The sequence below is a fragment of the Paracidovorax avenae ATCC 19860 genome, from assembly GCF_000176855.2.
GTDB classification, from domain to species: domain Bacteria; phylum Pseudomonadota; class Gammaproteobacteria; order Burkholderiales; family Burkholderiaceae_C; genus Paracidovorax; species Paracidovorax avenae.
This window is the reverse complement of the sequence record NC_015138.1, coordinates 3,649,241-3,668,415: the sequence shown is the minus strand read 5'-3', so window position 1 is coordinate 3,668,415 and position 19,175 is coordinate 3,649,241. Positions and strand designations below refer to the sequence as shown.

Sequence of the window (19,175 nt, the reverse complement as noted above, 5' to 3'; positions counted from 1 at the left end):
ACAGCCCAGGGCGCACGGTGGTGGTCCCTTTGTTCTGCCGCATCCCGAATGGTTGACCGAACACATTTCGTATTCGTAAGGCTGGGAGTTGGAGAACCGCTATGAGTGAACTCGTCTACGTGGGCATCGATATCGCCAAGAACAGCTTCGAAGTGGCTGTCACGGGCGAACTGCAGACGCTCAATCTGGCCAACGACGAAGCCGGCCATGCCCAGCTGTGCCAATGGCTCGCACCGCTGGCGCCCAGGCTCATCCTGATGGAGGCCACCGGCGGCTATGAGCAAGACCTCGCGCTGGCCTTGGCGGGCGCGGGCTTGCACGTGTCGGTGGTCAACCCTCGCCAGGCACGCGACTTCGCGCGCTGCGTGGGCAAGCTGGCCAAGACCGACCGCATCGACGCGCAAGCTCTGCGCAGCTTTGCCTCGATGCTCGATGCGCAAGGCCACCAGCCTCGTGCCCTGGCCGACGACGAGCGCCGCGAGCTCACGGCCCTGGTGGTGCGCCGCAGGCAACTGGTGGCCATGCTGGTGTCCGAGCGCCAGCGCCTGGGCGTGGCCCACCGCAAGGCCAAGCCCAGCATCCTGGCGATCATGGATGCCATCGCGGCGCAATTGCACGATGTCGATGACGAGCTCAAGGCGCATGTCCAGACTCACCACGCCGACCTGGCCAAACTGCTGACCTCGGTCAAGGGCGTGGGGCCGACGACCGCCTGCACGCTGCTGGCGCAACTTCCCGAACTCGGCCAGCTCAATCGCAAGCAGATCACGGCCCTGGTCGGTCTGGCGCCCATGAACCGAGACTCGGGCACGCTCAGGGGCCAGCGCCACATCTTCGGTGGCCGCGCCGACGTGCGGCGCGTGCTCTACGTCGCAGCCTTGGTCGGCACGCGCTTCAACCCCGTCCTCAAGGTGTTCTACGCCAAGCTGCTGGCCGCGGGCAAAGCCAAGAAGGTCGCCCTCGTGGCATGCATGCACAAGCTGCTGGTCATCCTGAACGCGATCGCTCGCACCAGGTCGCCCTGGCGCGATGACTTTGCTGAGCGTCTTTGAGCTAGTCATTCAAGATGGTTGCTGTGTAATTTCTCGTTGGATGGCGCCGAGGAACGCCCTGCGCGGCCCGTGGCCGCCGGCACCGGCTCAGCCCGCCAGCGCTTCGCGGACGGCGGATACCTGCCGGCGCGACACGGACAGCAGTTCCGGCAGGCCGTGCATGCGCACGGCCCAGCCTTCGCCTTCCACCGGGTCGTAGTGCTTCTCGATGGAGCGCAGCGCGCGCCGGGCGACCAGCGCGTTGCGGTGCACCCGCAGGAAGCGGGATGGATAACGCGCTTCCAGTTCGCTCAGCGCGCCGTCCAGGATGTAGCTGCGCGTGCCCGTGCGGACGGTGAGGTACTTGAGCTCGGCCTTGACATAGACCACCTCGTCCAGCGGTACACGCTCGGTGCGGCCCCGGTCCTGGATCAGCAGCGCCTCCGTGTCCGCGGGGGCCGGGGCAGTTGCAGGGGGCCGGGCGGCGGCACGCTGGGCCTTGGCCAGCGCCTGCTGCAGGCGCTCGGCGCGCACGGGCTTGGTGAGGTAGTCCGCCGCATCCAGCTCGAAGGCGCTCACGGCATGGTCGGCGTGCGCCGTCACGAAGACGATGGCGGGAGGGCTGGCCAGGGCGCGCAGCGCATGCGCCAGGGAGAGCCCGTCCTGGCCGGGCATGTGGATGTCGAGCAGCACGGTGTCGAAGGGCCGCCCGCCCGGCGCGCGCAGCAACTGCAGCGCTTCGGCGGCATTCGCCGCTTCGGCCAGGGTATGCCCGCCACTGTCGGACAACAGCGTGCGCAGGCGGCTGCGGGCCAGGGCTTCGTCGTCCACGATGAGGATGTGCATGGGAGCCGCAAGGAGGTGGTATCGGTCGCGATGGCGGGCGTCAGGCATGCGCCGGCAGGGAGATGCGCACCCGGTAGAAGCCATTGTGCATGCCCGCCGAGAAGTCGCACTGCACATCGTGCAGCAGGCGCAGCCGGTCGCGCACGTTGGCCAGGGCGATGCCGTGGCCGCGGGGCGTGTGATCGCCCGCGCGGGTCCCGCCGGGCGGCACCGTGTTGGTGATGGTGACCACGGCGCGGCTGCCGCGCAGTTCGGTACTCACGCGCAGCTTGCCGCCCTGCGCGGAGGGCTCCACCCCGTGCTTGACGGCGTTTTCCACGAGCGGCTGCAGCAGCAGGGGTGGCAGCCGGGCGCCGTCCGTGCGCGGATCGAGCAGCCATTGCACGCGCAGGCGCTCCCCGAAGCGCACTTCCTCGATGGCGAGGTAGCGCCGCGCGAGCACGATCTCCTCGCCCAGCGTCGCGGAGTCGCCCTGTTCCACCAGGGCATGGCGGAACAGGTCGCTCAGGTCTTCCAGCAGCGCCTCGGCCTTGGCTGGCTCGTCGCGCACCAGCGCGATGGCGCTGTTGAGGGTGTTGAAAAGGAAGTGCGGCCGGATGCGCGCCTGCAGTTCGCCGAGCCGCGCGGTGGTGGCGGCCGGCGTGCGTGCGCGGGCGCGCAGCACCAGCGCCGCCACGAGCAGTGCCGACAGCAGCGCCCCGCTCGCGGCGCTGGCGAGCCACGGTGCCTCCATGGGCACGCCGACCAGCACCAGCATGCCGCAGGCGTAGAGGCCGGCCAGCGCCCCCAGCCCCACGCCGGCCGCGTATTGCAGCGCCACGGGCAGGCGCTGCAGCAGGGTCTTGAGGCTGCAGGCCGTGACCAGCCAGGCCAGGGTGGCCGGCAGCGCTCCGCCGGTCAGCAGCGACAGCCGGGCCAGCCAGGCGGCCGGGCCGTCGGCGCCGTACATCGCGCCCACGCCGAGCACGATCTCCACGAAAAGCACGGCGCGCAGCACCACGCCGACATGGCATGCGTCGAAGACGAGCGCGCGTCCGCCGAGGCCCTCCGGAGGGGACTCTGCCAGGGGCTGGGGCCGGGTCGATAAAATTTGGGTCTCTTGCATCGCGGCATCCGGGCGTTCCGGGTGGCCGAAACCTCCGGATTATTGCCCTCCATGTCCTCCAGCCCTTCCGCGCAACCTTCCCAAGACCAGCTCGCCACCAAGGCCCAGGCCTGGTCGGCCCTGTTTTCCGAACCCATGAGCGATCTGGTCAAGCGCTACACGTCGAGCGTGTTCTTCGACAAGCGCCTGTGGCAGGCCGACATCGCAGGCAGCCTGGCGCATGCCGAGATGCTCGCGGCCCAGGGCATCATCGGCGCCCAGGACCACGCCGCCATCCAGCGCGGCATGGCCACGATCACCCAGGAAATCGAGTCGGGCGCCTTCGAATGGAAGCTCGACCTGGAAGACGTGCACCTCAACATCGAGGCCCGCCTGACCCAGCTGGTGGGCGATGCCGGCAAGCGCCTGCACACCGGCCGCAGCCGCAACGACCAGGTCGCCACCGACGTGCGCCTCTGGCTGCGCGGCGAGATCGACCTGATCGCCGACCTGCTCACGGAACTGCAGCGCTCCCTGGTGGACGTGGCCGAACAGAACGTGGACGTGATCCTGCCCGGCTTCACCCACCTGCAGGTCGCCCAGCCCGTGAGCTTTGCCCACCACATGCTGGCCTACGTGGAAATGTTCGCCCGCGACGCCGAGCGCATGCAGGACGTGCGCCGCCGCACCAACGTGCTGCCGCTGGGCAGCGCCGCGCTGGCCGGCACCACCTACCCGCTGGACCGCGAGCGCGTGGCGCGCACGCTGGGCATGGAGGGCGTGTGCCAGAACAGCCTGGACGCCGTGAGCGACCGCGACTTCGCCATCGAATTCACGGCCGCCGCCAGCCTGTGCATGGTGCACGTGAGCCGCCTGTCCGAGGAGCTCATCATCTGGATGAGCCAGAACTTCGGCTTCATCCGGATCGCCGACCGGTTCACCACCGGCTCGTCCATCATGCCGCAGAAGAAGAACCCCGACGTGCCCGAGCTGGCGCGCGGCAAGACCGGCCGCGTGGTGGGCCACCTGATGGGCCTCATCACGCTGATGAAGGGCCAGCCCCTGGCCTACAACAAGGACAACCAGGAAGACAAGGAGCCGCTGTTCGACACCGTCGATACGCTCAAGGACACGCTGCGCATCTTCGCCGAGATGGTCGGCGGCCAGCCCGACCCGGCCACCGGCAAAAAGGAGGGCGGCATCACCGTCAATCCGCAGGCCATGGAGCAGGCCGCGCAGAAGGGCTACGCCACGGCCACCGACCTGGCCGACTACCTCGTCAAGAAGGGCCTGCCGTTCCGCGACGCCCATGAAACCGTGGCCCATGCCGTGAAGGCCGCCACGTCCCACGGCGTGGACCTGTCCGAGCTGCCGCTCACGGTGCTGCAGGGTTTCCACCCGGCCATCGAGAAGGACGTGTTCGACGCCCTCAGCCTGCGCGGATCGCTGAACGCCCGCAACACTTTGGGCGGCACGGCGCCCGCGCAGGTGCGTACCCAGCTGGCGCGCCACCGCGCTCGCCTGGGCTGAACACGTCGTTTTCTTCCTGACCGGAGCCCCGCCATGACCCTGTCCCGCCGCCGCCTGCTCTCCCATGCCTCCCTTGCCGGCGCCGCGCTGGCAGCGGGCCTACCCCTCGCGGCCCGGGCGCAGGCCGGCAAGACGCTGCGCATCCTGGTGGGCTTCCCGCCCGGCGGCGGCTCGGACGCGATCGCGCGGCTGCTGGCCGACAAGCTCAAGGACGTGCTCGGCGTGCCGGTGGTGGTGGAGAACCGGCCCGGCGCCGGCGGCCAGATCGCCGCACAGGTGCTCAAGACGTCCCCGCTCGATGGCAGCACCGTCTTCCTCACGCACGACCACACCATCTCCATCCTGCCGCAGGTGGTGAAGCACCCGGGGTTCGATCCCGCGCACGACTTCATCGGCGTGGGCGGCGTGGCCACCTTCGTCAACGCCTTCGCCGTATCGGGCGGCACGCCGGCCCGCAGCTTCGACGAGTACGTGGCCTGGGTGAAATCGCAGGGCGGCAAGAGCGCGGTGGGCATTCCCGCGCCGGCCTCCACGCCCGAGTTCCTGGTGAAGCTGCTCGGCGAGCGCTACCGGCTCGACCTGGTGTCCGCGCCCTACCGGGGCAGCGCGCCCATGATCGGCGACATGCTGGGCAACCAGATCGCGGCGGGCGTCGGGTCGGTGCCGGACTTCCTGGAGAACCACAAGGCCGGCAAGATCCGCATCGTGGCGGTGCTGGGCGACCGGCGGCAGGCCGCGCTGCCCGATGTGCCCACCTTCGGTGAACTGGGCCTGAAGGGGTTCGAGGATCTTCCCTACTACGGTTTCTACGCCCCGGCCGGTACGCCCGCGAAGGCCGTGCAGCAGTTCTCGGAAGCCCTCGCCAAGGTGCTGGCCCGTGCCGACGTGCGGGAGCAACTGGTGGCCATGGGCCTCACGGTCACGCCGATGACCCCGCAGCAGCTCACGGCGCGCGAGCGCGCCTACACCCAGGCCTGGACGCGCATCATCCGCGAAAGCGGCTTCCAGCCGCAGTGAGCGCGGCGCGGGGCAGGGCGCCTGCGCCCGCGTGCCTCACTCCGGCCGCCCCGGGCCTGCCGCCACGCGCCGGGCGATGGCCGCGAACTGCAGGGCCGTTTCCGGCGGCCGCGCGGCACGGTGCGCCACGGCCAGGCCCACGCGCGGCGCGGGAGTGCGCAGCGGGCGGAAGGCCACGCCGCGCACGCTGAGCTGGCGCATGCAGGCGGGCACCAGCGAGACCCCCACTTCCGCCGAGACCAGCGACAGGATGGACGCGATCTGCGGCGCGGGCTGGCCCTGCGCGGGCTCGAAGCCGGCGGCGCGGCAGGCGTCCAGCACCGCGTCGTGCAGGCTGATGCCCACCGCGCGCGGGGTGAGGATGAACGGGTCATCCCGCAAGGCCTGCAGCGCCAGTCCGCCGCGTCCGCGGGCGCAGGCGTGGTCGGCAGGCAATGCGGCCACGAGCGGCTCTTCCACCAGCGGTTGCACCGCGAGCGCGGCCGGATCGGAAAGGGAAGGGCGCAGTACGGCGGCATCGATGCGTCCCTCCAGCAGTGCCGTGGCGAGCGCCACCGAATTCGCCTCCACCAGGCGCAGCTCCACCTGGGGGAAGGCGTGGCGGAACGCCCGGATGCAGGCCGGAACCAGGGGATTGAATGCCGCCGTGCCGGTGAAACCCAGCTGCAGTTGACCGGTCTCGCCACGGGCTGCCCGCCGGGCCGCCTGCAGTGCCTGGGTGGCCTGCGCCGGCAATGGCTGCACCTTTTCCAGGAAGGCCCTGCCGGCCTCCGTCAGTTCGGCGCCGTGGGGGACGCGGTGGAAGAGCGGGGCGCCGACCTCGGCTTCCAGGTCGCGGATCTGCAGGCTCAGTGGCGGCTGCCCGATGCCCAGGCGCGCCGCGGCCCGGGTGAAGTTGCCTTCCTCGGCCACGGCGAGAAAGTAGCGGATGTGTCGCAGTTCCATGTCGACATTTATAGAACATATGGCTTCATGGGGTGTCATATATTGGACAGATGGGGTCGTGCGCCCTACATTGACCTGCGTCACCTCCTGCAGTCCATGGTCTCTTACCCCGCCTTTCCCGCTTCGTCCTCCGGCAGCCCGGACGCCGCCGCCACTCCCCCGTCCCCCTCTACCCCGCAAGGCAGCGCCACCTATGCCGACTGGGTGCGGCGCGGCACCCCGGAGTACCGCCGCGCCGGCCTGGCGATGTTCCTGCTGGGCCTGGCCAGCTTTTCGCTGATCTATTCGGTGCAGCCCCTGCTGCCTGCGTTCGCGTCGGGTTTCGGCGTCAGCCCGGCGGAGAGCTCGCTCGCGCTGTCGCTCACCACGGGCTGGCTGGCCTTCGCCATCGTGCTGGCCGGCGCTTTCTCGCAGGCCCTCGGCCGCCGCGGCTTGATGTGTGCTTCCATGGCGCTCGCGGCGCTGCTGCAGATCGGAGCGGCCCTCGCGCCCACGTGGCACGGCCTGCTCGTGGCCCGGGCGCTGGAAGGGCTGGTGCTGGGCGGCGTGCCCGCCGTGGCCATGGCGTGGCTGGCCGAGGAGATCGAGCCCGCTGCCCTTGCGCGCACCATGGGCCTCTATGTGGGCGGCACGGCCTTCGGCGGCATGGTGGGCCGCGTGGGGATGGGGCTGGTCACCGAGTTCACCTCGTGGCGCCTGGCGCTGGGCGGGCTCGGCCTGCTGTGCCTTGCCGCCGCGGCAGGCTTCCTGCGGCTGCTTCCGCCATCGCGCCGCTTCGTGCGCCGGCCCGGCATCAACGCGCAGTTCCATCTGCGCGCATGGGCCGGGCACCTGCGCAATCCGGGGCTGCTGCGCATCTATGCCATCGGCTTCCTGCTAACCAGCGTCTTCGTCACGGTGTTCAACTACGCCACCTTCCGGGTGTCGGGTGCGCCCTATCACCTGGGCCAGACGCAGGCCAGCCTGATCTTCCTGGCCTTCGGTTTCGGCATCGTGTCCTCGTCGGTCGCAGGCGCCCTGGCCGATCGTTTCGGCCGGCACCGGCTGCTGGCCGCCGGGTTCGCGCTCATGCTCGCGGGCGTTGGCCTGACGCTGTTCGCGCCGCTGGCTGCGGTCGTGGCCGGCATCGCGCTGGTCACCACCGGCTTTTTCATCGGCCATGCCGTGGCGAGCGGTTCCGTGGGGCCGCAGGCCGGCGAGGCCAAGGGCCATGCGGCGTCGCTCTATCTGCTCTTCTATTACCTCGGCTCCAGCGTCACAGGGTCTGCGGGCGGCTGGTTCTGGCAGCACGGCGGATGGCCGGCCGTGGCGGGCCTGACCGGCGGCATCGCGCTGGCCGGCCTGGTGGCTGCGGCGGCCCTGGGAAGGGCAGCCCGGGTACAGCCAGCGGCATGGGCCCAAGGATGAGCTTCCGGGCCGATGCGGTGGCCCGGGCAGGCGCCCGGCCGGACCGCGATGCGGAAATGCTCCGGTAATTTGTAACGTATAAGGTTCAATTTGTAAAAATTGTGTTCTGCGGGGAATGCTGCGGCGGACAATCGATCACACGCTGCTGTTTTCTCGGAGTGACCCGTCCATGTCCCTGAGCCTTTCCCGCCGTTTCCGTCCTGGCCGCGTTGCCGCGGCCGTGCTGTGCGTAGCGCTCCTGCCGGCCGGTGCCGCCTGGGCCGCGCCCACGCCGGCACCTTCGGCGGCTGCCACACTTCCGGCGCCCTACGCGCGCTGGCAATCGAGCATGGACGCCTTCGCAGCGGCGGACAAGGCGGGCCTGCCGAAGGCGGGTGGGGTACTCTTTGTCGGCAGCTCGACCATTCGCCTGTGGACCGATCTGCGCGAGGATTTCCGGCAGTTGCCCGTGGTCATCAACCGCGGGTTCGGCGGCTCGACCATGGCCGACTGCCAGTACTTCGTGAAGAACCTCGTGTTGCAGTACCAGCCCCGCCATGTGATGGTGTATGCGGGTGACAACGACCTGGCGGAAGGGCGCACGCCCGAGCAGGTGCTCGAGAGCTTCCAGTCCTTCGTGCGCTCGGTGCGAGAGGCGCTGCCCGAGACGCGCATCAGCTACATCTCCATCAAGCCCAGCCCGCTGCGGCTGTCGCTGCTGCCGCGCATGCGCGAAGCCAACGCCCTGCTGGCGCAGTACGTGCGCACGGTGCCCAACAGCGATTTCATCGACATCTTCACCCCCATGCTGGATGCGCAGGGTCTGCCGCGCACCGAATTGTTCGGGGCCGACCACCTGCACATGAACGACGCGGGCTACGACCTCTGGCGCACCATCATCGGCAGCTACGTGGGCGACGGCGCGGCGCCCGCGGGCGGCGCCACGGCCGCGCAGCCGGGCACGGACGGGCTCATCCGGGCCAGCGCCCGGCCCTGAGGTTTCCCCAGGCTACAGCGCCGGGGGCAGGGGCCGCCGCAGGCGCAGCAGTTTGCGCGGGGCGCCCGGCGCATCTTCGTCCGGCCCCTTGTCCCACCACAGGCTGACCCGCGCCACGGCGTGCAGGGCCGCGAAGCAGACGGCCAGCAGGGCGATGTCCTGCCACCACGGCCGGTCGTAGCGTGCCCCCATCAGGCTGATGGCGAGCAGCACCACCACGAGGTGGGCGCAGAACACCGGCAGGGAGGCGGCGCCCAGGGTTTCCAGCCAGCGCGGCCGCGGCATGCGCGCCGCCAGGGGCGGCCCGAACCGGATCGCCAGCACGAGCAGCGCGAACAGGTTCAGCACCCGCAACGGCCCCAGCTGCCATTTGTCGAACACCAGGTTCCACTCGGGCAGGCCGTCGCCGAAGGGGACCTGGCCGATCGCGTGGCGCCAGCAGAAACCCACTACCGCGATGGCGGCCGCCGCCCCTGTCGCCCAGCGCGGGAAGACGAAGGGTGGTGCTTCGGGATCGTTGCGCGACGCGCCCATCCACAGGCCCAGCACCCAGAGGAACTGCCAGCCCCACATCGAGAAGGTGCCCGTCTCGTGGAAGGGTATGGGATTGCTGATGACGGTATTGATGGCGTCGTAGAACCACTTCGAGAGCCCGAACTGCGCCAGGAACCACAGCGCGGTGCTCACGGCCAGCACCGGCGCCCAGCCGCGCCGCAGCCCGACCGACATCACCCAGGGGCTTGCGAGCATGAAGAGGACGTAGATGGGCAGGATGTCGAGCAGCGGGGGCTCGTACACGAGCAGCAGCCCGCCCACGAGCGCCTCGATCGGCTTTGCCAGGTAGAAGGTGATCAGGCCCTTGATGGCCGGCTCGTCCACCCGGATGCCGATGAAGGTGATCACGGTGAAGAGGAAGAGCAGGGTGGCGGCCTGGCAGGCGTAGATCTTGGTGGCCCGGCGCAGGAAGGCCTGCCGCATGGACGGGATGCCGCGGCGGGCGGCGGTGCGGCCGTACACCATGCCCGCCATGTAGGCGGACAGCAGCACGAACCCCTCGGCCGCCGAGACGAAGCCGAAGGGCTGGCCGAGCGGCATCGTGAGCCGCGTGGGCAGATGGGTGACCGTCATGAGGACCAGCATGAGTCCCCGGACGGCATCGATCTCCCAGCGGCGGGAAGTGGAGGTTTCGGGCATGGAGTGGAGGGCGCTTCGAGCGCCGCGCCATTGTGCGGGCATCCCGGGGACGGGGTGTGTAGGCCGTTTACAACTCAGCGGGCTTCACGGTGCTCCCTGACCCGGCGATGGGCTAACCTCCCGGGGTTTGCCGCTCCCGCAGCCGCCGTTTGGGGGCCGCTGCGCCCACGGGGCCGCGCCATTGCTCGCACATCCATGACAACAACGACGCATTTCGTCCGCGCGGCGCTGGCCGCGTTCCTGGGCCTGGCCTCGGCCGGGGCAGCGCAGGCCCTGTCCGTCTCCAGCTTTTCGCCGCAGGGCGAGGTCGCCCGCGTGCGGCAGGTGGTGGTGAAATTCGATGCCGCTGCCGTGAATTTCGGCGATCCGAAGGCCCCCGCGCCGTTCTCCGTGGATTGCGGCGGCGACGCGTCCAGGGGCACGGGCCGCTGGACCGGAGAGCGCGAGTGGGTGTACGACTTCGCGGCGGACCTGCCGCCCGGCACGCGCTGCACGGCCACGGCCCGGTCCGGTTTCAAGTCCGCCAGCGGTTCAGCCCTGTCGGGCACGGTGCGCTACCAGTTCAATACCGGCGGCCCGTTCGTGCAGAGCGTGCGCCCCGGCACCTACCAGCCCATAGACGAGGAGCAGTTCTTCCTGCTGCAGCTGAGCGGCCCGGCCACCCTGGAGAGCGTGAAGGCCAACGTCTGGTGCGTGGCCGAGGACGTGGGCGAGCGCATCCCGGTGCGCCTCATCGAAGGCACCGAACGCGCCGCGCTGCTGACTTCGCTGGGCCTGGAGAGCGCGGCCAAGCAGGCGCCCCTGCGCTATGCGTCGCTGGCCTGCAACCGCCGGCTCACTTCGGGCTCCAAGGTGCAGCTGGTGTACGGCCAGGGCGTGGCCACCCCCAGCGGGGTGCCCAACACCGTGGAGCGCCGCTACGGCTATACCGTGCGCGAACCCTTCAGCGCCGAGTTCGGCTGCGAGCGCGAGAACGCGCAGGCGGCCTGCCTGCCGATCCGGCCGATGCGCCTGTCGTTCAATGCGCCCGTGCCGCGCAAGCTCGCCGAGGCGATCCGGCTGAAGTCCGACAAGGAGACCCTCAAGCCGCGGCTGGACGGCGAGGGCGACGGCGACACGGTGGTCAACAGCGTGCAGTTCATGCCGCCTTTCGCGCCGCAGACCGCCATGCGACTGGAGCTGCCCAAGGATTTCAAGGACGCTTCGGGCCGGCCGCTGCGCAATGCGGACAGCTTTCCGCTGGCCCTGTCCACGGGCCCCATGCCGCCGCTGGCCAAGTTCGCGGCCTCGCCGTTCGGCGTGGTCGAGCGCTTCGCGGAAGGCGACAAGGGCCCGGCGCTGCTGCCCGTCACCCTGCGCAATGTCGAGGCGGACCTGCGTGTGCAGGGCCTGGCGGCCGGAGCCGCCCCTGGCGCCTCCGCACCCGCGGCTGCGCCGGCGCCCGCGGGCAAGGTGAGCACCTTCCAGCCCACCGCCGATGCAGACATCATCGCGTGGTACCGCCGGGTGCGCCGGTACGACGACTACCTGGTGACGCGCAGGGAGGCCAGCCGGGACGTGCGTGGCCCGCTGCCCCAGGTGCTGCAGGACGAGGGCAAGGACACGGTGCAGTCGCGCATGGTGTCGCTGCTCGGCGGGCAGCCCCGCGCCAGGGTGCTGGACCTGCCGCGCCCGGCGTCCGGCGATCCCCGCCCGTTCGAGGTGGTCGGCATTCCGCTGCCGCCGGGCTTCCACGTGGTGGAGATCGCCTCGCCGATGCTGGGCCGCTCGCTGCTGGACGAGCGCCACGGCGCGGGGCGCACGATGTACGTGCGCACCTCCGCCCTCGTGACCAACCTGGGCGTGCACTTCAAGCTGGGGCGCGAGAACGCCGCCGCCTGGGTCACCACGCTCGACAAGGGACAGGTGGTGCCGGGCGCGGTGGTGCGCGTGTCGGGCTGCGACGGCCGCGAACTGGCCACCGCGACCACCGATGCCCAGGGCATCGCGCGCTTCGAGGGCCTGTCGCCCCAGCCGCCCTCGTGCCCGGGCCGCGACGGCCTGGAGGGCATGAATGCCTACTTCGTGAGCGCCCGTGCCCAGGGCGCCGACGGCGTGCAGGACATGGCCTTCACCTGGAGCGACTGGCAGCGCGGCATCGAGCCGTGGCGCTTCAACGTGCCCACGAGCAGCCAGCCCGAGCCGGACCAGATCGCGCACACCATCTTCGACCGCACTCTGCTGCGCGCGGGCGAGACGGTGTCGATGAAGCACATCCTGCGCACGCAGAACCGCCAGGGCTTCGGCCTGCCCGATGCCCAGCCGCACACGCTGGCCATCACCCACGTGGGCAGCGGCCAGCAATTCACCCAGCCGCTGCAGTGGCGTCGCACGCCCACGGGGGGCTTGAGCGCGGAGAGCACCTTCGCGCTGCCGCCCGCTGCCAAGCTGGGCGTGTACAGCGTCGAACTGCGCGGAGACGACGACAGCCGTGGCCGCAGCTTCACCTCCGGCGAGTTCCGCGTGGAGGAATTCCGCCTGCCCGTGCTGGAAGGCCGCATCGCGCCGGCCGACAAGAAGCCGCTGGTGCGGCCCCGTTCGGTGCCGACGGATGTGCAGGTCAACTACGTCTCCGGTGGCGGCGCGGCCAACCTGCCCGTGCGCGTGTCTGCCCTGGTGCGCGGCAAGCCGCTGCAGTTTCCCGATTTCGACGCCTTCAGTTTCGAGCCGCCGCGCCGCAAGGGCGCGCAGCCCCAGGGCGGAAACAGCGGCGATGACGAAGAGCCCGCCTCTGCCGACGACGCGCGCGTGATCGCCGACAAGCTGGCCGTGACGCTCGACCGCAATGGCGCGGGCAAGGTGGCGATCGACAACATTCCCAATTCCCGCCGCGCGCAGGACCTGGTGCTCGAAGCCACGTATTCCGATCCCAACGGCGAGGTGCAGACCCTGCGCAGCACGCAGACGGTCTGGCCGGCCGCCGTGGTGGCCGGCATCAAGACCGAGGGCTGGGTGTCCGCTGCGCAGAAGATCCGCTTCCAGGCCCTGGCGCTCGGCCTGGACGGCAAGGTGCAGGAGGGCGTGCCCATGCAGGTGCAGGCCGTGGCCCGTATCACCACCACGAGCCGCAAGCGCATGGTGGGGGGCTTCTACAGCTACGACAACAAGACCGAGACCAAGGACCTGGGAACGGTCTGCACCGGCAAGAGCGACAGCCGCGGGCTGGTGCTGTGCGAGGCCAAGCTCGACGAGGCCGGCGAAGTCGAACTGGTGGCCACCGCGCGCGACAAGGACGGCAACCAGTCCGAAGCGGCCGCATCGGTCTGGGTGACGCGGCAGGGCGAGCTGTGGTTCGGTGGTGAAGACCACGACCGCATCGACCTGCTGCCAGAAAAGAAGAGCTATCAGCCCGGGGAAACCGCACGGCTGCAGGTGCGCATGCCGTTCCGCCAGGCCACGGCCCTGGTGAGCGTGGAGCGCGAGGGCATCATCGACATGCACGTGGTGCAGCTCAATGGCCAGGACCCGACGGTGCAGCTCAAGATCGAGGAAGGCTGGGGGCCGAACGTCTACGTGAGCGTGCTGGCGCTGCGCGGGCGGCTGCGCGAGGTGCCGTGGTACAGCTTCTTCACCTGGGGCTTCAAGGCGCCGCGCGAGTGGTGGACGGCCTTCTGGTACGAGGGCAAGGAATACGTCGCGCCCACCGCCATGGTGGACCTCTCCAAGCCCGCCTACCGGCTGGGCCTGGCCGAGATCAAGGTGGGCGCCAAAGCGCACCGCATCGAGGTGAAGGTGACGGCCGACAAGGAGAGCTACCCGGTGCGCGGCAAGGCGCAGGTCACCATCGCCGCCACGCTACCCGACGGCAAGCCTGCGGCGAATGCCGAGGTGGCCGTGGCCGCCGTGGACCAGGCCCTGCTGGAGCTGATGCCCAACACCAGCTGGAACCTGCTGGACGCCATGCTGCAGCGGCGCGCCTGGGGCGTGGAAACCTCCACCGCCCAGATGGAGATCATCGGCCGGCGCCACTACGGCAAGAAGGCCGTGCCGGCGGGCGGCGGCGGCGGACGCGCGCAGACGCGCGAGCTGCTCGACACCCTGCTGCTCTGGCAGCCCGCGGTGCGCCTGGATGCGAACGGCCGCGCGCAGGTCACGGTGCCGCTGAACGATGCCCTCACCACCTTCAAGATCGTCGCGGTGGCGGATGCGGGCACGGGCCAGTTCGGCACCGGCTCCACCAGCATCCGGGCCACGCAGGACCTGCAGATCATCAGCGGCCTGCCGCCGCTGGTGCGCGAGGACGACCAGTTCCGCGCCCAGTTCACGCTGCGCAACACGACCAAGGCGGCCATGAAGGTCGAGGTCGCCCCGCGCGCCACGCTGCTCGCGCTGGACAAGCAGACGGTGGACATCCCGGCCGGCGAATCCCGCGAAGTGGCCTGGAACGTGACCGCGCCCGCGCAACTCGCCCGCACGCGGGCCGAGGCGATCCTCTGGGAGATCGAAGCGCGCGACACCACGCCCGGCGCCGCAGGAGCGCGCGATGCGCTCAAGGCCACGCAGCGGCTCGTGCCGGCCGTGCCGCTGACGGTGCAGCAGGCCACCCTCGTGCAGGTGGACGGCAGTTTCGGCATCGACGTGAAGCCGCCCGCCGACGCCATCCCCGGCCGCGGAGGGCTGAAGATGTCGGTACAGCCCAAGCTCGCCGAAGGCCTGCCGGGCGTGCGCGACTGGTTCGCCAACTACCCGTTCCTCTGCCTGGAGCAGAAGACCAGCAAGGCCGTGGGCCTGCGCGACGGCAAGATGTGGCAGACCGTGGTGGGGCAACTGCCCACCTACCTGGACGGCGACGGGCTCGCCAGCTACTTCCCGCCGCAGGCGGGCAGCGGTAACCGCGGCAGCGACACGCTCACTGCCTACCTGCTCGCGGCCACGCACGAGGCCTCGTCCATCGATCCTGCCTTCGCACTCTCGCCGGAGGTGCGCGCGCCGATGGAGCGCGGCCTGATCGCTTTCGTGGAGGGCCGCATCCAGCGCGACTTCTGGAGCCCGCGCAAGGACCTGGACATGCGCAAGCTCGCAGCGATCGAGGCGCTGTCGCGCTACGGCAAGGCCACGGGCCGCATGCTCTCGTCCATCACCGTGGCGCCCAACCAGTGGCCCACGCACAGCGTGATCGACTGGCTGAACATACTGCGGCGCGTGACCGACGCACCCCAGCGCGAGCAGCGCATGGCGGAGGCCACCCAGATCCTCAAGTCCCGCCTGTCCTACCAGGGCACCAAGCTGATCTTCAGCTCCGAGCAGGACGACTACTGGTGGTGGCTCATGCAGAACGGTGACGTGAATACGGCGCGGCTCATGCTGGCCGTGATGGACGATCCGGCCTGGAAGGACGACATGGGGCGCCTGGCCAACGGCTTCATCGCGCGGCAGCAGGGCGGTGCCTGGCACACCACCACGGCCAACCTCTGGGGCGGCCTGGCGCTGGAGAAATTCAGCGCGAAGTTCGAGGCCACGCCGGTCACCGGATTCACCCGCGCCGCGATGGGCGGCAACACCGCCAGCGTGGACTGGAGCAAGGTGGGCCGCGTGTCCACCGCCGATGCCACGGGCGCCGTGCACCAGACCACGTGGTTCGGTGCCCCCGCGTCGCCCGGCAACCTGACCAACAACGGCATGTTCCTGCCGTGGAGCGCCTCGGGCGGCAAGGAGACGCTTAACGTGACCCAGCAAGGCACCGGCAAGCCCTGGCTCACGCTGCAGTCGGTGGCCGCGGTCCAGCTCAAGGAGCCGTTCTCCGCCGGCTACACCGTCAAGAAGACCATCACGCCGGTGGAGCAGGCGGTGGCGGGGCGGTACACCCGCGGTGACGTGCTGCGAATCAAACTCGAGGTCACCTCCACCGCCGACATGACCTGGGTGGTGCTCACCGACCCGGTACCCGGCGGCGCCACCATCCTGGGCAACGGCCTGGGGCGCGACTCCGAGATCGCGACGCAGGGCGAAAAGCGTGGCAGCGGCGGCAGCGGCGGCAGCGGCTGGCTGGCCTACGAGGAGCGCAGCTTCGAGGCCTGGCGCGGCTATTACGAGTACGTGTCCAAGGGGTCGCTCACGGCCGAATACACCGTGCGCCTGAACAACGTCGGCGAGTTCGCCCTCCCGCCGACGCGGGTGGAGGCGATGTATGCGCCCGAGATGTTCGGAGAAACGCCGAACCCCCGCATGAAGGTGGAAGCCGCGCGCTGACGGCCAGGGGGCCGGCTGCGCTGATCCCGGCGCACCGGCCCTGCTATTCGCGGGTGCCGGGCGATCGCGCCGGTGCCTGGTCCGGGCCCGGCGTGGCATCGCCGGCCGGCGGCATACCCGCAGGCGACCATGCGAGCCAGTCCTCGCCGAACAGCTCCACAGGGTGCGGCGTGCGCTCCGATCCGTTGCCGCACGCCAGCGCCTCGGCCGGGCAGTAGCGGTCGCAGCCCCAGCAGATGCGTTCCGGGCGGGCGGGATGTTCGGGAAATTTCCGGGCCATGGTCGATGGGTGGATGCCGTGGCAGTCTGCTCCCCTGCCGGCAACGCGCCTTGCGCTGCATCAACCCGACACACCTGCTGACAGGGCTTGCAGGCATCGACTTTCCGCCAGAAGGAATATTCCGTATAACCCGGCCGTTTCAACCCGACAGGAGATGAGATGACCGTGAAACTGCTGCTCTCCCGCGCCGTGCTGGCCTGCGCGGCCGCCGTATGCCTTTCCGCCCACGCCCAGGTGCCCGTGGCGGAAGAACCGAACCACGACAAGCTGCTGTGGTCCCACAACCCGATCCTCGCGCACAACAAGCGGCTGGTGTACGACTTCTGGCGCGAAGTGTTCGAGTCCGGCCAGGTGGAACTGGCCGACCGCTACATGAGGGAGGACTACATCCAGCACAACCCGCTGGTGGCCACGGGCCGCGAGCCCTTCAAGCAATTCCTGGCGCAGGTCACGCCGCGCTCGCCCATCCAGCCCCGGGTGAGGGCCCCGCTGGTGCGCATCCTCGCCGAGGGTGACATGGTCACCATGGTGTTCGCCCGCCGCCTGCCGGATCCGCAGAACGCGGGGCAGACCTACACGACCACGTGGTTCGACATGTTCCGCATCCAGGACGGGCAGATCGCCGAACACTGGGATGCCGCCACGAAGAACTGAGGTGGGGCCATCGGCTACGTCCCCTGTGCGTTCAAACGCGACAGTGACGTACGCCGAATGACTACAAATCGCGTTAATTTGTAACTTTAGTATCCCGATCGTGCTCCCATGACGGATGTTGGCCACGGATGTCGCGTGGCGAGGGCCGGGGCCGGCCCTTCCTCATGGCGCGGCGTTCCTGCACGAAAGCGGTACTCTCATGAACATTTCCCACTGGCCCCTGGGCCGACGGCTCGCGCTGGCATTCGGCGGTGTCATCGCGATTTTTCTGGTGGTGATCGGCGTGGCCATCCAGAGCCAGAACCACATCAAGACCGCCACCAGCATGAACATCCACACCTACAAGGTGCTGGAGGAGGCCCAGCGGATGCTGCTGGGCGTGGTCAACATGGAAACCGGCGCCCGCGGCTATCTGCTGTCGGGCAGCACGGCCTTCCTCGGCCCGTGGAGCCAGGGGCGCGAGACCTTCGATTCCGCCTGGCAATCGCTGCGCACGCTCACAGCGGACAACCCGGAGCAGCAGAAGCGGCTCGACGTGCTGCGCGCCCGCCAGGCGGACTTCGCCGCGGTGATGCAGTCGCTGCAGGACATGCGCCGCGACGTGGATGCCGGCAAGGTCCCGATGGAGGCCTTCGTCAGCGAATTCGGCAAGGCGCGCGACAAGGCCGCGATGGACGGCTTCCGGACCATGCAGACCGAGTTCTCCAAGGCCGAACGCGACCTGCTCGATGTGCGCCAGGCCGAGGCGGAAGACGCCCGTGCCACGGCCCTGGCGGTGGAGGTCGGCGGAACCGCGCTGGCCGTGTTGGTGGCCCTGCTGCTCAGCCTGTGGGTGACCCGTTCCATCACCCGTCCCATCGCCCGGGCGGTGGACGTGGCCCGGGCCGTCGCGGCGGGAGACCTGACCCAGCGCATCGAGATCCATGCGCGGGACGAAGTGGGTCTGCTGCTGGAGAGCCTGCGCGACATGAACACGGCGCTGGCCACCGTCGTCTCCCGCGTGCGCCAGGGCAGCGAATCGGTTGCCTCGGCCAGCATGCAGATCGCCCAGGGCAATTCCGACCTGTCGTCCCGCACGGAGAGCCAGGCCAGCGCGCTGGAGGAAACCGCTGCCTCCATGGAAGAGCTGGGCTCCACCGTCGCGCAGAACGCGGACAACGCGCGCCAGGCCAACCAGCTGGCGCAGGCCTCGAGCGGGGTGGCAGAGCAGGGCGGCGCCGTGGTGGCGCAGGTGGTGGACACCATGAAGGGCATTTCGGAGAGTTCGCGGCGCATCTCCGACATCATCAACGTCATCGACGGCATCGCTTTCCAGACCAACATCCTGGCCCTGAATGCCGCCGTGGAAGCCGCGCGGGCCGGCGAGCAGGGCCGTGGTTTCGCCGTGGTGGCGGGCGAGGTGCGCAGCCTGGCGCAGCGCAGCGCCGGTGCGGCGAAGGAAATCAAGGAACTCATCACTGCCAGCGTCGAGCGGGTGGAAAGCGGCGCGCAACTGGCCGACCGGGCAGGCAGCACCATGACCGAGGTGGTGGGCAGCATCCGCCGCGTGACCGACATCATGGGCGAGATCAGCGCGGCGAGCAGCGAGCAGAGTGCGGGCGTCGCACAGGTGGGTGAAGCCGTCACCCAGATGGACCAGACCACGCAGCAGAACGCCGCCCTGGTGGAAGAGATGGCGGCAGCGGCCTCCAGCCTCCGGTCGCAGGCGCAGGATCTCGTGCAGGCCGTCAGCGTGTTCCGGCTGGCATCTGACACCCCGCAGGCAGCGGTGGCCGTGGCGCCTTCCGTGGCAGTGGCACCCGCGGTATCCGCCCCGGTGGCGGCCCGCCCCTCCGAGCCTGCCCGCAAGCCGTCTCCGGCGAAGGTGCGCGCGCCCGCCCGCACACCCGCGCTGCGGCCTGCTGCCGCAGCAGCGGGCCTCATGGCGGGCCCCGCCATGGCGGTCCCGGGTGCGCAAGGCGACTGGGAGTCGTTCTGACCGGC

At 70.0% G+C, this 19,175-nt stretch carries 13 protein-coding genes; 8 read left to right on the top strand and 5 right to left on the bottom strand.

Annotation, left to right across the window (positions count from 1 at the left end):
• Nucleotides 1–101 precede the first annotated feature (101 nt).
• The gene (locus ACAV_RS15950; protein WP_013595609.1) at nt 102–1,052 is read left to right on the top strand and encodes an IS110 family transposase; all 951 of its coding nucleotides are present in this window, start codon (nt 102–104) and stop codon (nt 1,050–1,052) included.
• 87 nt (nt 1,053–1,139) lie between these two features.
• On the opposite strand, the gene ACAV_RS15945 is transcribed toward ACAV_RS15950, so the two are convergent.
• The gene (locus ACAV_RS15945; RefSeq protein ID WP_013595608.1) at nt 1,140–1,877 is read right to left on the bottom strand and encodes a LytR/AlgR family response regulator transcription factor; all 738 of its coding nucleotides are present in this window, start codon (nt 1,875–1,877) and stop codon (nt 1,140–1,142) included.
• A 40-nt stretch (nt 1,878–1,917) separates the two neighbouring features.
• On the bottom strand, nt 1,918–2,982 hold the full coding sequence (locus ACAV_RS15940; RefSeq protein ID WP_013595607.1) for a sensor histidine kinase: 1,065 nt from the start codon (nt 2,980–2,982) through the stop codon (nt 1,918–1,920).
• A gap of 51 nt (nt 2,983–3,033) precedes the next feature.
• Here ACAV_RS15940 and argH point away from each other — a divergent pair, with 51 nt between their 5' ends.
• Complete coding sequence (gene argH, locus ACAV_RS15935) at nt 3,034–4,491, top strand: argininosuccinate lyase (RefSeq protein ID WP_013595606.1); 1,458 nt, start codon at nt 3,034–3,036, stop codon at nt 4,489–4,491.
• Between the two features lie 33 nt (nt 4,492–4,524).
• Nucleotides 4,525–5,508, top strand: a complete 984-nt coding sequence (locus tag ACAV_RS15930; RefSeq protein WP_013595605.1) for a Bug family tripartite tricarboxylate transporter substrate binding protein — start codon at nt 4,525–4,527, stop codon at nt 5,506–5,508.
• Between the two features lie 36 nt (nt 5,509–5,544).
• Here ACAV_RS15930 and ACAV_RS15925 read toward each other — a convergent pair whose 3' ends face one another.
• A complete protein-coding gene (locus tag ACAV_RS15925) occupies nt 5,545–6,453 on the bottom strand; it encodes a LysR family transcriptional regulator (protein WP_013595604.1) in 909 nt (302 codons plus the stop codon).
• A 96-nt stretch (nt 6,454–6,549) separates the two neighbouring features.
• On the opposite strand from ACAV_RS15925, the gene ACAV_RS15920 reads away from it, so the two are divergent.
• Entirely contained in the window at nt 6,550–7,860 is a 1,311-nt protein-coding gene (locus ACAV_RS15920) for an MFS transporter (protein WP_013595603.1), read from the top strand.
• A 169-nt stretch (nt 7,861–8,029) separates the two neighbouring features.
• Nucleotides 8,030–8,836, top strand: coding sequence for an SGNH/GDSL hydrolase family protein (locus ACAV_RS15915; protein ID WP_013595602.1), 807 nt, complete (start codon nt 8,030–8,032; stop codon nt 8,834–8,836).
• Nucleotides 8,837–8,848: 12 nt separating this feature from the next.
• Here the strand turns inward: ACAV_RS15915 and ACAV_RS15910 are convergent, their stop codons facing one another.
• Entirely contained in the window at nt 8,849–10,030 is a 1,182-nt protein-coding gene (locus ACAV_RS15910) for an OpgC domain-containing protein (RefSeq protein ID WP_013595601.1), read from the bottom strand.
• A 195-nt stretch (nt 10,031–10,225) separates the two neighbouring features.
• On the opposite strand from ACAV_RS15910, the gene ACAV_RS15905 reads away from it, so the two are divergent.
• Nucleotides 10,226–16,258: an Ig-like domain-containing alpha-2-macroglobulin family protein gene (locus ACAV_RS15905; protein ID WP_013595600.1), complete on the top strand. Its 6,033-nt coding sequence runs from the start codon at nt 10,226–10,228 to the stop codon at nt 16,256–16,258.
• Between the two features lie 43 nt (nt 16,259–16,301).
• Here the strand turns inward: ACAV_RS15905 and ACAV_RS15900 are convergent, their stop codons facing one another.
• Nucleotides 16,302–16,538 carry a DUF3079 domain-containing protein gene (locus ACAV_RS15900; RefSeq protein WP_013595599.1) on the bottom strand — a complete coding sequence of 79 codons (237 nt, stop codon included), beginning with the start codon at nt 16,536–16,538 and terminating at the stop codon, nt 16,302–16,304.
• A gap of 159 nt (nt 16,539–16,697) precedes the next feature.
• Between ACAV_RS15900 and ACAV_RS15895 the strand changes: the two genes are divergently transcribed.
• On the top strand, nt 16,698–17,192 hold the full coding sequence (locus tag ACAV_RS15895; RefSeq protein ID WP_013595598.1) for a nuclear transport factor 2 family protein: 495 nt from the start codon (nt 16,698–16,700) through the stop codon (nt 17,190–17,192).
• Between the two features lie 199 nt (nt 17,193–17,391).
• Nucleotides 17,392–19,170, top strand: coding sequence for a methyl-accepting chemotaxis protein (locus ACAV_RS15890; protein WP_013595597.1), 1,779 nt, complete (start codon nt 17,392–17,394; stop codon nt 19,168–19,170).
• Nucleotides 19,171–19,175: the final 5 nt, after the last annotated feature.

Coding starts and splice junctions, on each gene's coding strand:
- ACAV_RS15950 (WP_013595609.1), top strand. CDS start 102: ATGAGTGAACTCGTCTACGTGGGCATCGATATCGCCAAGAACAGCTTC.
- ACAV_RS15945 (WP_013595608.1), bottom strand. CDS start 1,877: ATGCACATCCTCATCGTGGACGACGAAGCCCTGGCCCGCAGCCGCCTG.
- ACAV_RS15940 (WP_013595607.1), bottom strand. CDS start 2,982: ATGCAAGAGACCCAAATTTTATCGACCCGGCCCCAGCCCCTGGCAGAG.
- argH (WP_013595606.1), top strand. CDS start 3,034: ATGTCCTCCAGCCCTTCCGCGCAACCTTCCCAAGACCAGCTCGCCACC.
- ACAV_RS15930 (WP_013595605.1), top strand. CDS start 4,525: ATGACCCTGTCCCGCCGCCGCCTGCTCTCCCATGCCTCCCTTGCCGGC.
- ACAV_RS15925 (WP_013595604.1), bottom strand. CDS start 6,453: ATGGAACTGCGACACATCCGCTACTTTCTCGCCGTGGCCGAGGAAGGC.
- ACAV_RS15920 (WP_013595603.1), top strand. CDS start 6,550: ATGGTCTCTTACCCCGCCTTTCCCGCTTCGTCCTCCGGCAGCCCGGAC.
- ACAV_RS15915 (WP_013595602.1), top strand. CDS start 8,030: ATGTCCCTGAGCCTTTCCCGCCGTTTCCGTCCTGGCCGCGTTGCCGCG.
- ACAV_RS15910 (WP_013595601.1), bottom strand. CDS start 10,030: ATGCCCGAAACCTCCACTTCCCGCCGCTGGGAGATCGATGCCGTCCGG.
- ACAV_RS15905 (WP_013595600.1), top strand. CDS start 10,226: ATGACAACAACGACGCATTTCGTCCGCGCGGCGCTGGCCGCGTTCCTG.
- ACAV_RS15900 (WP_013595599.1), bottom strand. CDS start 16,538: ATGGCCCGGAAATTTCCCGAACATCCCGCCCGCCCGGAACGCATCTGC.
- ACAV_RS15895 (WP_013595598.1), top strand. CDS start 16,698: ATGACCGTGAAACTGCTGCTCTCCCGCGCCGTGCTGGCCTGCGCGGCC.
- ACAV_RS15890 (WP_013595597.1), top strand. CDS start 17,392: ATGAACATTTCCCACTGGCCCCTGGGCCGACGGCTCGCGCTGGCATTC.